General features: G+C 40.4%; 9 protein-coding genes and 1 CRISPR repeat array (1 of these 10 only partly in view). Of the genes, 2 read left to right on the top strand and 7 right to left on the bottom strand.

The genetic code is table 11. The features are described 5' to 3' along the window. Positions 1-149: 149 nt before the first annotated feature. The 6 genes from ACT7WV_RS11575 to nudC all read right to left on the bottom strand — a co-directional run bounded on the left by ACT7WV_RS11575 (position 150) and on the right by nudC (position 11,198). The gene (locus ACT7WV_RS11575) at positions 150-4,112 is read right to left on the bottom strand and encodes a PAS domain S-box protein (protein WP_445103041.1); all 3,963 of its coding nucleotides are present in this window, start codon (positions 4,110-4,112) and stop codon (positions 150-152) included. 3 nt (positions 4,113-4,115) lie between these two features. After that, positions 4,116-4,505, bottom strand: coding sequence for a response regulator (locus tag ACT7WV_RS11570; protein WP_445105630.1), 390 nt, complete (start codon positions 4,503-4,505; stop codon positions 4,116-4,118). 180 nt (positions 4,506-4,685) lie between these two features. Next, positions 4,686-6,146 carry a hybrid sensor histidine kinase/response regulator gene (locus tag ACT7WV_RS11565; protein ID WP_445103040.1) on the bottom strand — a complete coding sequence of 487 codons (1,461 nt, stop codon included), beginning with the start codon at positions 6,144-6,146 and terminating at the stop codon, positions 4,686-4,688. Position 6,147: 1 nt separating this feature from the next. Next, positions 6,148-9,342 carry a hybrid sensor histidine kinase/response regulator gene (locus tag ACT7WV_RS11560; protein WP_445103039.1) on the bottom strand — a complete coding sequence of 1,065 codons (3,195 nt, stop codon included), beginning with the start codon at positions 9,340-9,342 and terminating at the stop codon, positions 6,148-6,150. A 551-nt stretch (positions 9,343-9,893) separates the two neighbouring features. Further along, positions 9,894-10,100: a hypothetical protein gene (locus tag ACT7WV_RS11555; protein ID WP_445103038.1), complete on the bottom strand. Its 207-nt coding sequence runs from the start codon at positions 10,098-10,100 to the stop codon at positions 9,894-9,896. A gap of 279 nt (positions 10,101-10,379) precedes the next feature. Next, positions 10,380-11,198, bottom strand: coding sequence for an NAD(+) diphosphatase (nudC, locus tag ACT7WV_RS11550; RefSeq protein ID WP_445103037.1), 819 nt, complete (start codon positions 11,196-11,198; stop codon positions 10,380-10,382). A gap of 422 nt (positions 11,199-11,620) precedes the next feature. On the opposite strand from nudC, the gene ACT7WV_RS11545 reads away from it, so the two are divergent. Next, a complete protein-coding gene (locus ACT7WV_RS11545) occupies positions 11,621-11,836 on the top strand; it encodes a Nif11-like leader peptide family natural product precursor (RefSeq protein ID WP_445103036.1) in 216 nt (71 codons plus the stop codon). A gap of 512 nt (positions 11,837-12,348) precedes the next feature. Further along, entirely contained in the window at positions 12,349-13,941 is a 1,593-nt protein-coding gene (locus ACT7WV_RS11540) for a glycosyltransferase family 39 protein (RefSeq protein ID WP_445103035.1), read from the top strand. A 17-nt stretch (positions 13,942-13,958) separates the two neighbouring features. Here ACT7WV_RS11540 and ACT7WV_RS11535 read toward each other — a convergent pair whose 3' ends face one another. Further along, on the bottom strand, positions 13,959-14,177 hold the full coding sequence (locus tag ACT7WV_RS11535) for a hypothetical protein (protein WP_445103034.1): 219 nt from the start codon (positions 14,175-14,177) through the stop codon (positions 13,959-13,961). A 373-nt stretch (positions 14,178-14,550) separates the two neighbouring features. Further along, positions 14,551-14,716: a CRISPR direct-repeat array (repeat unit 36 nt; unit sequence GTTTCCAACTAATCCGATTTAACCCAATCGGTAGGG) (it continues 585 nt past the right edge of the window).

Below are 14,716 nucleotides of genomic sequence, written 5' to 3'. Positions count from 1 at the left end.
ATTTTTTTTATTTAATTGAATTAAATAATTTATAATACAAAGGTATTCTATTGTCTGTAGCTAAAAATGTCAATTTTCAGATGATATTTCAGCGGTCATGTTTTGCTTAGTTGGCTCTAAAGCAGCAAGTAAACTATTGGTTTTCACTACTAGGTTTGAGAAGAAATATCACCATCATTTGTAGTTAGTTTTGTAATTATATCCAGACGAAAGTTGCTAACTAAATTGGTTAAGCTCTTCGCAAGCAATATCTGATCTTCCGGTATTTTCTTAATCAGTTCACTCACTAATTGATCATCCATTAAAAGCGCTGCCTGATGTAGTTCTTGTAACCATTGATTTGGCATTACACTGAGAACAGATCTAGTTAACTCTAATGGCTGTGTTGCTAACGGGATGTTAGTGGATTGCTCCTCTTGTGCATAAAGATAATTAACTTTTAAGTGATCGGCTATTTTAGTTAATAAGAGGTCTTCTCGGAAAGGTTTAGCCAAGAAGTCATCACAGCCGATGGCTAACATAGCTTCTCGTTGCTCATCAAAGGCACTAGCAGTCAGAGCAATAATCACTGTATTCTGACCTTGCGGCGATTGCTTAATTATTGCAGTAGCTTCATAGCCATTCATTACTGGCATCCAGATATCCATTAAGATTAAATTAGGTTGCCAACTTTGCCACAAAGCGATCGCTTCTTGACCGTTCTCTGCTTCACAGACGACAAAACCCAATGGTTTAAGCAGTTTGACTAAAAGTTGCCGATTCTCGGCTACATCCTCGACTACTAAGATGCGATTATGCGTTTGATGGGCTTCTAGGCTAATTACTCGTCGTCGGCAAAGCTTGGTCGGAACATCCTCTGCACTCGCCAAACAAATCTGAATCTCAAAGGTAAAAATTGAGCCTATTCCCAGAATGCTACTGATACTAATATCTCCGCCCATCAGGCGCACAAATTGTCTGCTAATGGCTAAACCTAAGCCCGTTCCTTCCCCTGATTGGCGACCAGTACGAGTTTGTACAAATGGCTCAAATACGGTGCTTAATTCTTCAGGAGCAATCCCTTGACCTGTGTCTTCAACTTGGAAAACAAGATACTCAACAGAAGAATATGAGGCATTAGATAGCCGAGGAGCAGGGTAAAGTAAAGGTGTCTCCCAGTTTCCATGTTCCCACGCCAGAACATTGTGTTTGCTAGGTTCTACCCTCACCCGCAAAGTAACTTTACCTTGTTTAGTGAATTTGATTGCGTTGCTGAGTAGATTAATTAGGACTTGACGGAGTTTACTTTCATCGGTTTTAACATACCGTGGCAAATCGGTAGAGCGCTCAAAGATGAATTCAATGCTTTTAGCATTGGCTTTGAGTCGCAGCATCTGCTCAATTGAGTCAAGTAATAACAGCAAATCAAAACTGTTTTCATTTAAGGCAATTTGACCCGCTTCAATTTTGGACATTGACAAAATATCATTAATTAGTTCCAGCAAATGCTCACCACTGCGATTAATGATTCTTAAATTTTCCCTTTGCTCCGGTGTCAAAGACTCATCAAAATCCAGAATCTGACTGAAACCAAGAATGGCATTGAGGGGGGTACGTAATTCGTGACTCATCCTAGCTAGAAAGTCACTTTTGGCATGGTTGGCGGTTTCCGCAGCTTCTTTAGCTAGTTTAAGGGCAACCTCAGACTGCTTGCGTTCAATAACTAGCGATGCCAGCCTTGCTAATGATTCGAGCATCTCCAACTCTCTTGGTTCAGGCGATCGCATTTCAGTAAAATAGATAGCAAATGTCCCCAAAACCTTGCCAGTATCAGACAAAATTGGCTCAGACCAGCAGGTTTTGAGACCCAGAGATGTTGCTTGGTCTTTAAACAGAGTGCACCAAGGGTGAGTGGCAATATTTTCTGCAATAGCACGCTTACCGAAATAGGCTGCTGCACCACAAACACTAGAGGTGGGGCCAATCGGTAACGGATCGATCAGTTGCACCCAAGCTGGGGGAATCTTTGGTCCTGCACAAAAACGCAAATGCCTATTGTCTTCTGCCATCAGCAGGATACAAGAAAACAGGTTTGGCATGAGCTGATCAACCTGTATGGTTAATGCCAGCAAAATTTCTGATAATGACCAGCCCTGCGCTACCATTTTTAAGATGATATTCTGGGTTTTCTCTAATAACTCCCTTTGCTGATGCTCAGTAATATCTACTGCAATGGAAGCTATGCCAATGACAGTACCTTGCTCATCAAGTAGAGGTGTGTTGTACCATTGGCAAATAATCGTTTTACCACTTTTGGTAAGATTTGCATTGATACTATGGTTGCCACCTTTCTGAGTTAAAAGCTGTTGATAAATTTCCTCAACTTGTGATCTGTTATCTTCAGCGACGAGCAGTTGAGCACCTCTTTTGCCGATACTCTCGGCAGCGGAGTAGCCAAAAATAGCTTCTGCGGCGGGGTTCCAAGTGACTATTTCTGTGTTGGTATTCCATTCAATCACAGCTAGAGGCATGTTCTGCAATAGAAAGGATAGCCTTTGCTGTGAGGCTCGGAGTGCTTGCTCTGCCTGAAGGCGTTCTGTTACATTTCTCAGGGAAAGGAGACAGGCGGCTTCGTTTTGCCAGACAATTTGTGCTGACCGCATTTCAGCAATAATTAATTCCCCGGAAGGACGTTGCATTTCTATCTGAACGGAACCATTGAGGTTGGTTGGCAAGTCTATCCGTTGACCCAAAATTGCTGCTGCTGGTTTACCCAACAAAGATTCTGCTGCCGGATTGGCAAAGCGCCCCTTACCACCAATATCCAGAACAATCAGAGCTTCAGAAGTAGTCTTGACAATTGTACTCAAACATCCCTCGCTCTGTTGCAAGGAATGAATTAATTCTGTTTTTACGGTTTCTGCCTGCTTGCGCTGGTCAATGTTACGGGCTACCCAGATTACTGAATGATTGAGCATTGGCGAAATACTCACGGCAAACCATACTTCACGGTTACCAACCGGCAGGCTGTAGTCAAAATTGACCGTCTGCTGTGTTTCTAAAACTTGCTTAATTTTGCCCCACCAAATCTCTTTTCTCTCCCCTAGAAAAAATTGTTTAATGGTTAAGTCAATTAAGTCAGTTTCCGGTTTAAACAAAGTGTTCGGTTTCGTGGGTGCCACTTCTATTCCTCCTTGCTGATCGATAACCAGTACAATGTCAGTCATTGCCTCAAATACAGCACGGATTTTTTGCTCAGAGGTGCGTAGTTTTTCTTCCAGTAAATGGCGATTACTAATGTCACGGGCTACCCAAACTACTAAATCAGCAGAAATTGGCGAAACATTAGCTGCAAACCAAGTTTTTTGACCGTCAATTATGAGACTGTACTCAAGGCTAACTGCTTCCTTTCTCTCTAGGGCTTGTTGGATACAGCCTAAAAAAGTATCTGCTTGTTCTGGGGCAAATATTTCGTGCAGGGTTTTGCCCAATAAAGTCTCCGGGGGCTGGTAGAGAAGTACGGCGTTATTGGAAGCAATTTTGAGATATTTACCTTGGGCATCAAAAACCAAAACAAGTTCCGTCATTGCCGCAAATATGCCCTGTAGTTCGGCCTCAGTTTGGGCTAATTTGTGAGTGCGTTGAGCAACTTTTTCTTCTAAAGTAGCGTTTAATTGTTGTAATTCTTGATTAACTTGTTCGAGATCTCGATGATGTTTATTTATTTGTTTACCCTGGAGATAACTACGAACTCCCTCTGCTACAGTTAAACTAAGGTCAACTTCATCCCAGGGCTTAGCAATATAACGATAAAGTTTAGCAGAATTGACCGCATTGCCCACTGCTTCGATAGTGGCCTGTCCAGTCAAGAGTATCTTTAATGTTTCTGGATATTGGGCATGAATCTGGCTCAATAGTTTGTCCCCCGTCATTCCTGGCATAATTTGGTCAGAAATAATTAAGGGAATCTCAATGCCTTCTTTTTGCAGTTCTTTGACAATTTCTATTGCTTCTTCACCATTTTCAGCGACTTCAATGTAATAGTCTTTGCCAAAGTGACGCTTTAACTGCTCTTTAAGGCTTTCTAAAACCGCTGGCTCATCATCCACACATACAATTGCCAGACTACACATCAGCTACTCCAATCCAGAAATAATTGTTTCGGTTAACTCATCTTCAGTCCACGGTTTATAGATGCAACTGTGGAGATTTGCTTCTTGTTTAGCACGCTCAATTGATGCTTGTGTAGCTTGACCAGTAAGCATCACTTTGACAATTTGGGGAAATTCTTGATGGACTTTAATTAGAAACTCATCTCCTTTCATTCCTGGCATTAGCCAATCTGAGACGATAATTAAAATTTCCACACCTTCTTTTTTTAATTCCTCAAGAATCTCCCAAGCATCTTCAGCACTTTCAGCAACTTCATAAATATATTTGTCTCCCATAGATCTTTTCAGTTGCTCTTTAAGGCTTTCTAAGACTACTGTCTCATCATCTACGCAAAGGATAGCTGCTTTGGTCATTTTCATTACCTCTCGATAGAATTTTTTGGGATAATATTTGGTTTATTGCGATTGTTTTTTTTGTGGAGCCTGGGCATTCTTTTGTTGAAAGCTATTGACTCTTTTGCCACAGACAAATTGTTTTGCTTTTGCCGAAAGGCTACCACAAGCATAGCAAGTGTAATCCCCTACCAAAAAACATCAGTTGGCTGTACGTATTATTGGCAAATAAACTCTAAATGTTGTTCTTCCTGGTTTGCTTTTTACTTCAATTTTGCCTTGATGTTTATCGATAATTTTCTTGCTGATATCCAATCCTAAGCCACTACCCTCACCTGGGTTTTTAGTAGTGAAAAATGGCTCAAAAATCCGAGGTTGTATTTCTGCTGGAATGCCGCAACCATTATCAGTAATACTGACCACTAGGAATTTGTCAGTAAGTGATCCATCACCTGAAACTTCAGCATAAACTTTAATATCTAACTGCCCCTGGTTATTCATGGCTTGAATGGCATTGTGTATCAGATTTGTCCATACTTGATTAAGTTCATCTGGATAACATAATATTGGTGGTAGCTGCTCGTAATCTCGCAGCAGTTCTATTCCTTGCTTAATGTGATTATGATAGAGAGTTAAGACAGTTTCTATTCCCTCTGTCACTATTGCTAACGTCTTGGCTCCACTCTGGTCATATCGGGCATAGCTTTTGAGGGCAAAGACTACTTTTGAGGCTTTTTCGATAGCTGTTATGATATTCTGATTGTTGCTTTTTAGTCTAACTAAGTCGTAAGTTAATTGCAAAATTAAATCACTATTGGACTCTTTCAGAAGTGGTAAAAATTCCTCAATATCTTCGTAAATACCCAGATCTACTAGGGTATCAGCTGTGTTTCTGGGATTATTAACATTAATTGTTTGTAACTTAGCAATTAAGACTTGTTTGAACTGACGTTTTTCTTTAAAAGTTACTAGAGGATCACTGCGTAGAGATTTATAGAGCAAATTAAAAAAATCAGCCTGTCGTTCTTCAGAAATAATTGTAAACAGTTTTGGTAGCTGCTCTAAAGACTGCTCAAGAGCGTTAGAGATGTTGCTAGAAGAAGCTCTAATTGCACCTAAGGGGGTATTGACTTCATGGGCGATGCCGGCCACTAGCTGCCCTAAAGCCACCATTTTTTCTGATTGAATTAATTGGTTTTGAGTCGCTTGTAGTTGTTTTAATGTTTTAGCTAAATGCTGATTCTTTTCTTGCAATTGCTTTTGCAAGTAACGATTGTCTATATGAGTTTTCACACGGGCTAAAACTTCTTCTGCTTGAAAGGGTTTAGTAATGTAGTCTACTCCACCAACACTAAATGCCTTTACTTTATCAGCTAAGTCATTGATAGCACTAATAAAAATCACTGGAATGTCTCTAGTTAGTGGATTTGCTTTGAGCCTTTGGCAAACTTCATAACCATCCATCTCCGGCATCAGAATATCAAGCAAGATTAAATCAGGAGGAGAGAGATGAACGCCTGATAGTGCCAATTTACCACTAGGTAGCGGACGCACTTTATATCCTTTTTCTGTCAATAGATTAACTAAGAGACGCAAGTTAGCTGGTGTATCATCTATTACTAAAATATTGCCTTGATTTTGGTTGGTCTGAAACTGATTCATTTTAGTTTTCTTTCTGGCTAACAGTAATTAAATTTATAATTGTGTCGTACTCGAAATTATCGAGACACTTTTTGATAGCGTCGGCCAGTTGGGCATTGTGGGTACGGATTTGCGAGAGTGAGACATCAATCAAGTCTAAATCACCCAGTAGAATTGCCTCCTGAAGTTGAGACTTGTATTTTACAGGTATCGCCTGAAAACTTGTGGCATCAAGTAGATTAGGTTCGCTTGTTGGCCGCTCCAATAAATCACTTTGATCGTCATAAACATAACGTACTCCCAAATGTTTGTTCATGGCAGAAAAGATTTCTTCCTCCCGGAAAGGCTTGCGCAGAAAATCATCACAACCTGCTGAGAGAACAACGGCTTTTTCCTCCTCTAAAACACTGGCAGTCAGAGCAATAACAGCAGTAGCTTGTCCTTTGGTAGTAGTTTTAATTGCTTTAGTTGCTTCATAGCCATCCATCATCGGCATCCGCATATCCATCCAGATTAAATGGGGTTCCCACTCATCCCAAACTGCAACCGCTTCTTTCCCATTACTAGCTTCTTTAAGAGCAAAACCAAGGGAACTAAGTAATTGGATTAACAATTGGCGATTAATCTGTTTATCATCCACAATCAAAACTCGATATTGAGGTTGATTTGGCTCTAGGGCAACAACGCGGCGCTTTGGTCGTTGATTGTTTACTTCCTTGGCATCAACAACCTTAGCTTTAATATTAAACTGGAAAACAGTGCCACGTCCTACTTGAGAACTAACTGTAATTTTACCTCCCATCAGGTGTACAAAATCCTGTGCAATAGACAAGCCTAAACCTGTTCCTTCTTGCGCTTGTTTGCCAGTTTGAGTTTGTACAAAAGCTTCAAAGAGATTGTCTAATTCTTCTGAAGCAATTCCCGCTCCTGTATCTTCAACTTCAAAGGTAATTAAAGCTTGTTGATTTTTCCCGTTTGTCTCATTAACCATCCCTGCCTTTACTCGTAACCAAACGCTACCCAAATCAGTGAACTTGAGGGCATTATTAAGTAAATTAATTAAAACTTGACGTAATTTGGTTTCATCGGTGCAAACATAATGAGGCACACCAGGAGTACACTGTAATAATAGCCGTAATCCTTTCTCTTCAGCCTTGAGCTGGAACATATCTTCCACATCATCAAGTAGACGATAAAGGTCAAAGTTTTTGGCGTTTTTAGTGGTGCGTCCCGCTTCAATTTTAGATAAATCTAAAACATTATTAATTAAGAGCAGGAGATGTTCTCCACTACGGGTGATGATACTAACATTTTCTTGGTGTTCCGGGGAGAGAGTTTGGGAGCGAGTCATTAATTGAGAAAAACCAAGAATAGCATTCAATGGCGATCGCAATTCATGGCTCATGTTGGCAATAAAAGTACTTTTGGCTCGGTTGGCAACTTCCGCCGCTTCCTTTGCCTTAGCTAGTTCGGCGGTACGTTCTGCTACTTGGACTTCTAAAGTGCGATTGTAGTCTGCTAGTAGCTTCTGGGTTCGTTGGCGATCGCTAATATCCTGAAAAGCAGCGATCGCATAAACAACAGCTCCGGTTTCATCATAAATGGGGGTTGCCCACATTTCCAAGGGAACAACTTGTTCTGCTTGACGAATTTCGAGATCATCAACATGTACACTTTCACCTGCTAGAGAACGTACAGTAGGTAAGAAAGCTGTAGGATATAGTTGCTCAGTTCCAGACAGATAAACTTGATAAGCCTCTGACAATTGCTCGATTTTTGCCATCGCTAAAGCTTTGATGCTTAGTAACTGTTGTGCAGCCTGATTGGCGTAGGTAAGCTTCCCAGTAGTATCGTAGACAGACACACCTACTGGTACGGCTTCTAAAAATTGAGTGAGGCGACTCTCACTTTCGGATAAAGCTTCATTCAAAGATTTCATCCGAGTAAAAGACTCTTGCAGTTGATGAGCCATACTATTAAAAGATTTAGTGAGTTCCCCGACTTCATCAGAGCGTTCAATTTCTACAGTTTTGTCCAATTCACCTTGAGCAATCTCCTTAGCAGCTGTATTTAAACGGAGAATTGGCTGAGTAACCCAGCGAGCGCTCAGGATACCAACTATTGTAGCCACGAGCAAAGCAGCGATACATAGTAGAATAGTAGTGCGAGTATTTTGATAGATTTGCTCCATAAAATCTGCTTCTGGCACTACCACCACAATCAGCCAGTCTAGTCCTTTGCCATCTTGAAAAGGTACAACTTGTAAAAACTGTCTTTGACCCGCTATTTCAATATCAAGTTGCTGAAAATTTTTAATTTGTTGAAAGTTACCAAAGCGAGTGCTTAAATATTGAGCACTCGCTTTAGTCAAAGGATCCTCACTATCAACTGCCTTAAACAGTTGTCTTTGATTGTCTTTAGTCCGGAACGGCTTTTCCTTAGTGGAAGTTGCTAAGAGGGTTCCTTGATGATCAATAATGAATGTCTGCCCAGTTTTACCAATGTTGAGACTATTCAAGAATCGACCGATATGATCAAGGCGTAAAGCCGTAATTAATACTCCTTCTAACTGTCTTCCTTGGTCGTATACAGGCTGGAGAGCACTAACTATTAAGGTAGGTTCTAAAAGTGAGATATAAACTGAACTCCAAGTGGCTTTACCTGCTTGCACAGCACTTTTATAGGAGGTGTGTTCTCGTATATCAAAGTCTTTAACGACTAAGGCAACTGTAGTACGATCGCCATTTTTGTTAGTATTGTAAGAGCGAAAGTCAAAACCAGTAGACTGACCCGATAAATTAATCCTTAAAGAGCCGTCTTCCAGTTTTTCCCCTGTCCGATAGTCTCCTTGACTATTACCAACCGAAGTGAAGTTAATATAGGGGAATGCTTGTACTTGCTGCCAAAGATATTTTTCCCAAGGTTGCAAGTCTTGCAGATTCAAAAAGCCTAGGGTAATGGCATCCAGCTTACTGTGATTTATTTGGTGTGGAGTTTCTAGATAAGTTTGTAGGTTCTGTTCAACGCGATCAGTAATTTCGTTTTGCAATTGACTAGCAATATCATTAACTGCCTTTTGCCCGTTACGAAATGAAAGATACCCCGTTAGTCCCACAGCTGCGAAAATTTGTAGAACAAAGGGAACAATAAGAACAGTTCGCAGGGGAACTTTGCCAAAAACTTTGGCAAAAAAAGTGTTTAAAGGGCTGCTTAACATGGGTTAATTTTGCTACCACAACAAAAAAATCGCGAAGGTAATTCCTTTCCTCTCAAAAGACGCAGCTAAGTGATACGCCCTGAGGATGCAGCCCTGAAAAAGTAATCAATGGGTTTGATTAGTTAAATCAAGCCCATTAGTAGATGGCTATTAATAAACTAAAGATAAAACCTAACCTTATAACCCCCTTATTTGCAAGATAGGCACCTCCTTAAACAAGAGAACACAGAGAGATTTACCAGTAAAACTTGTACCCCAGCCTCTGATAATACTTACAGTAAAACCCCTCTGCATTTCAGCAATAGGTAGTGAGAATACTGCTATCTACGCTAACGAATTAACTCCGTCCGGATAAAATTGCAAAGGAACAAATATCCTAACGAGGCTTAGGATATTTAATAAGACATATTAACTGAAGGCTGATTTTTTTAGTAAATAGCCCCTGGGAGCATACAAGCTTTATTGCTGAAGCTTAATTTACTCAAACCGCTCTGAAACGGCTGCTCTTAGCTAGCAAAATGAGCAAATTAGGTTGTGTATAGAGTACCCTACTATCTTTCAAAGATAGTGTTATCCGCTGTTCGTGCCACTTTTGGGCTAGAGGTATTGGCTTGATTTAGTGTAGCCATAGCACGGCGGCAAGCAACACTCCCTTTACCGTAAGCTTTGCAAATTGCTAGGCATTGTTCGCGAGTTATTTTTGCCCTCTTGGCAGTTTTTTCTTTTTTATAAAAGAGGCTTGATTGATTAGTGTTCATGTCTTCCTCCTTACTTCCATAGTAAGAAAAATACTTATGGTTTTTAGGAATAGATATGAAGCTTTTCAACTTGACCCTATAGTTCTAATTGAGAGCAACCAAGTTTCTAGGTTGATTAGACTCTAGTAGTGTGACAATCTCTTAACTGGTCTCGAACTCTGTGTTAAACTCGCATCTTGTAGTGATACTCAGAGGTTGCACCATTCTCAGTCAGTGAGTTTCACCCGCCAAAAACTTAAATTCTTATCCAGTCGTCTTGAGACGAATGCGAGCAATCCCTTAGTGAGTCGAGACAAACCAGTCGATGAGTTTTCGAGCAATACTCAGTTTAGAAGGAACCTGTGGCAAGTTATGTTTGCTAAACCAGGCAGCATCAACTAATTCTTCTGGTTCAACACAGATATTACCACTGGCATAAGTGGCAGTGAAGCCAATCATCAATGAGTTGGGAAACGGCCAAGGTTGCGAGCTAAAATAGCGAATATCTTGGAGTTCAATGCCTACTTCTTCGCGGACTTCTCGCACCACTGCCTCTTCTAACGATTCTCCCGGTTCTACGAAGCCAGCGATTATACTGTACATCCCAGGTTGAAAGCGATGAGCGCGAGCCAATAATAGCTCGTCACCACGAGAGATGAGTACAATAACTGCTGGGGAGAGGCGAGGATAATTAACTAATCCGCAGGTGGGACAACGCTTGGCACGTTCATGGGGTAATTGGGTTGTCGGAGTTGCACAATGACCACAATACTGATGGGTGCGATCCCATTCTGTAATCTGAACGGCGCGGCCAGCAATTACAAACAAGTCTTCGTCTAATGTTCCGTACAATTGGCGCAGTCCCTGCAAAGTCATACCATCGGGTATAACTGCATCTTTGGGCAGTTCTGCCGAGTAACAAGGTTGGTTGTCCAGGGTGCCGAGAAATTGGGTTCGTACTGGCACCAAGCCAATTTCTGTGAGGCTAACTAGTTGGGGAATTTTATTGAGTGTACCTTCTTGGTGAACTACTAGCTTATTACCGACAAAAGCAAACCACCAAGCAGGTTCAGTTTGCGATGCAGGTGGAGCAATACCAGGGATGAAGGTTCGATGCATATTCCGTAGAGCGAGCCACCTTTATCCTACCACTTCTCTGGTGTCGAATCTTCAGACAGCTCGCCGAGTTTGCTTGTGCTTGAGTTGTTTGCTCAACTAGATGTCAGGTTAAGGTTACTTCTGTTAGTGGTTAAAAGGGAACAGTAAAAGTTTAAATAGTTTTACTATCTTGCCCCAAAAATTAATTTTTTCTTCCTGGATAAGTAGGTTAACTAGTGCTAAATTTGTTTTGCATTTAGTCTTTTTAAGGGTCTAATTTAAATAAAATTGTCTTTGCTAAGTTTTGCAAAAAACGTAAAGAAATGCGCTGTTAAAGACAAGAAAATTTTCACGGTACTACTTGCCTAAAATAGGGTTAACTTGCATAAAATAATTGAATCGAACTAATTAGTTTTACAAAAAAAACTAGACGAGGAATAATTATGCCTACTAGCCAAATCCAATCTTTTGCCCAAAAAGCTAAAACTGATGCTGAACTTCAGGAAAAGCTGAAGACTTGTGAGCGTGCTAAGGAATTGGTGGCTCTTAGCAAAGAGTACGGGTTTACCTTTGCTGAAGACGAACTCTACCCACCAAATGATCCTGGATTTACTGCTGATCAATTGCACCCGACGCTGGTTAAAGTACTACTGAGATAGCACTCTGCAGATTCTAAAAAACGGAAGCCCTTTTCTAGAGAGGGTTTCAGGTACTGAGGTTGTCAGCAAATTGTTCTGCTCTTTCTGGCTGAAGAACAAACTGCTGCAACGGCTTGAATTCGTAGTCTCTCGTCAAAAGTCTTTACTTGCAGTTTCACTGATATTTCCTTTGGTTTTCCCTTTTAAAGAACCAAAGGTTTTTTCCGCAACTATCTCCTTCATGACATTTTTTTGTCTGCTTTTTGAGATAATTTATCAATTATTTGTCGATAAGAATCTCGGCTCTTCAATACATAGTATGCTAAACCAACAGTCAAATAAGCATGCCCTTGAGCCGAAGCCCTGAGTGCAGCGAAAGGGCAGCGAACGGTAATAAGTAATAATATTGTCACTTATTACTTGAATAAAAGCATAGCATTTCTCTGACTCATGAGGTGTACCCCATCCTACTATCCCATTTTTCACAGAAGAAGAGAGAAAACCGACTCTACCTCACCAGCATGAGAATTACTATGTTTGTCGCAAAGGTTATTAAGCTTGTCAATCAGTTTATCTTGAAAAAAAACGTAACATCAAGCGGCAAGCCCCGTCTCAATAAGCTACAAATCTTAGTGGTAGTTTTGCTGATACTTGGTATATTACTGAGATTTTACAATCTTGACCGCAAAGTCTACTGGGGTGATGAAGTTTACACCTCACTACGCATTTCTGGTTACACAGAAACTGAGTTAGTTCAGCGAGTCTTCACTGGGGATGTGATTAGCCAGCAAGATTTACAAAAGTATCAACATCCCAACTCAGAAAAAGATTTAAGGGATACTATCGACGCTTTAGTCAGTAAACCTGAACATCCCCCTTTATATTACTTGATGGCAAGGTTTTGGGTGCAAAGCTTCGGTTCTTCAGTCGCTGTAATTAGAAGTTTATCCGCCTTAATTAGTCTACTGGCTTTTCCTTGTATTTATTGGCTATGTCTGGAATTATTTAATTCACCGTCAACTGGATTAGTAGCAGTAGCCTTGCTCGCCGTTTCGCCTTTCCATGTCTTATTTGCCCAAGAAGCACGGCAATATAGTTTGTGGATAGTTACTATTTTGCTCTCAAGTGCAGCACTACTACGAGCCATACGCCTCAAAACTAAGGTTGGTTGGGTAGTTTATACAATTACAGTCGCACTGGGATTTTATTCCCATCTTTTGTATGGATTAGTGGCATTAGGACAGGGAATTTATGTATTTGTCCTAGAAAAATTGCGCTGGACTAAGATAGTTACTGCTTACTGTTTTGCTGCCATTACAGCTCTTTTAGCCTTTTCCCCTTGGCTATGGGTTATTGTTACTAGGTTTGCCAAGCTTCAGAGTAATACAGCCCATTTAAGTCAAGACAAATCTAATTTCATTCTATTATGGTTGTTGAATCTATCACGCATTTTTACTGATTTTAACCAGGGCCCAAGCGCGATTAATCCGTTATTATATTTAATTGCTATCTTAGCTGGTTATTCTCTGTATATACTGTGTCGTGAAACTGCCAAGCCAACTTGGTTATTTATTCTCACCCTAACTGGAGTTACAGGATTAGCCCTAATCATGTCAGATTTGATTTTGGGGGGGCAACGCTCGACAATTGCTCGTTATCCGATTCCTTGCTATCTAGGTATTCAGTTAGCTGTTGCTTACTTACTAACCAGTAAAATTACCTCTTTTTCTGCTAGTCACCAACAAAGAAAAAGATGGCGTCTAACAATGAATTTTCTGCTGTTCAGTGGAATTTTATCCTGTGTAATTAACTCTCAGATGATGGTTTGGTGGAATAAAGGCCCTTTTAAAACGCGATACAATCCCCAAATAGCCCAAATTATCAACCAAGCAGAACAGCCATTATTAATTAGTGATAGTTCTGCTGAGAGAGTTCTCTCTTTGAGTTACTTACTAAAACCTAAAGTGAAGCTTCAGTTAGTAGTTGCACCAACTATGCCTAAAATTCCTAGTGGCTTCAGTGACGTATTTTTATACCAACCTTCTGACCAACTGCGCTCTCAATTAGAAAAAGATGCCAATTTGCAGTTAGAAAAGGTTTATAAATCTTGGCTATGGAAAATATAAGTAATTATAAATTAGCATTAGAAAACCGCTACCTGTGCCATTAGTTGAAAGTGTAACTCCTGAGACTCTTGCTTAATCTTACCGCCAGCAATGGCTTGCTCCAGCAAAGAAAAAGCTTTAATATCCTCTGTGTCTATAGACTCTCTTCTTAAAAGACCCCGTAATCGGCTTTCGGCTGCAATGCTCAGGCAACCAGTACTAAAAGATTTTTCAACGATTTCACCGATTATGGTCATAATTATTATCTGTGTTAGTATCCTAATTCGGTATTTGCCAAATTAAGGGTCTTAAGTATCTCCAGCTTTTTAAGTAGGTGTCCCTCTACTTACCAGTCAGGCTGGCGTTCGTGTTTTACGCAAAACTTGAATAAGATTAGCAAAAAGGAGTACTCATTAATTTGTTGTTGTCTTAAATAGACTGTGAAGATTGGGTAAAGGGGAGCAGGGAACAGGTAATACGTAATTAAACTGCACGACAGCGCAGTTCTCTTGTATTAAATCTCAACAGTGGAAAAGGGGTTTTCTTGCGTCGTTGTTGTGGGGAAGGGTGACGCTAATAAAGAAAAAGGGAGGGGATTGCCTACCTTTGTGATGTTATCTTTTCTGAAATTTGTCTTTATAATCCGATTTAACCCAATCGGTAGGGTCAAGGGCAACCTTGACAATGGCTTCTTGGCAGCTAATCTTGTTTCCAACTAATCCGATTTAACCCAATCGGTAGGGGTTAGTTCACTTTTCAAAGTGGTTAAGAAAAAGTTTCCAACTAATCCGATTTA

It is taken from the genome of Symploca atlantica LB2515, from assembly GCF_052546295.1.
This window is presented reverse-complemented; position numbering and strand designations above follow the sequence as displayed.

Coding starts and splice junctions, on each gene's coding strand:
- ACT7WV_RS11560 (WP_445103039.1), bottom strand. CDS start 9,342: ATGTTAAGCAGCCCTTTAAACACTTTTTTTGCCAAAGTTTTTGGCAAA.
- ACT7WV_RS11540 (WP_445103035.1), top strand. CDS start 12,349: ATGTTTGTCGCAAAGGTTATTAAGCTTGTCAATCAGTTTATCTTGAAA.
- ACT7WV_RS11575 (WP_445103041.1), bottom strand. CDS start 4,112: ATGTGTAGTCTGGCAATTGTATGTGTGGATGATGAGCCAGCGGTTTTA.
- ACT7WV_RS11535 (WP_445103034.1), bottom strand. CDS start 14,177: ATGACCATAATCGGTGAAATCGTTGAAAAATCTTTTAGTACTGGTTGC.
- nudC (WP_445103037.1), bottom strand. CDS start 11,198: ATGCATCGAACCTTCATCCCTGGTATTGCTCCACCTGCATCGCAAACT.
- ACT7WV_RS11570 (WP_445105630.1), bottom strand. CDS start 4,505: ATGACCAAAGCAGCTATCCTTTGCGTAGATGATGAGACAGTAGTCTTA.
- ACT7WV_RS11545 (WP_445103036.1), top strand. CDS start 11,621: ATGCCTACTAGCCAAATCCAATCTTTTGCCCAAAAAGCTAAAACTGAT.
- ACT7WV_RS11565 (WP_445103040.1), bottom strand. CDS start 6,146: ATGAATCAGTTTCAGACCAACCAAAATCAAGGCAATATTTTAGTAATA.
- ACT7WV_RS11555 (WP_445103038.1), bottom strand. CDS start 10,100: ATGAACACTAATCAATCAAGCCTCTTTTATAAAAAAGAAAAAACTGCC.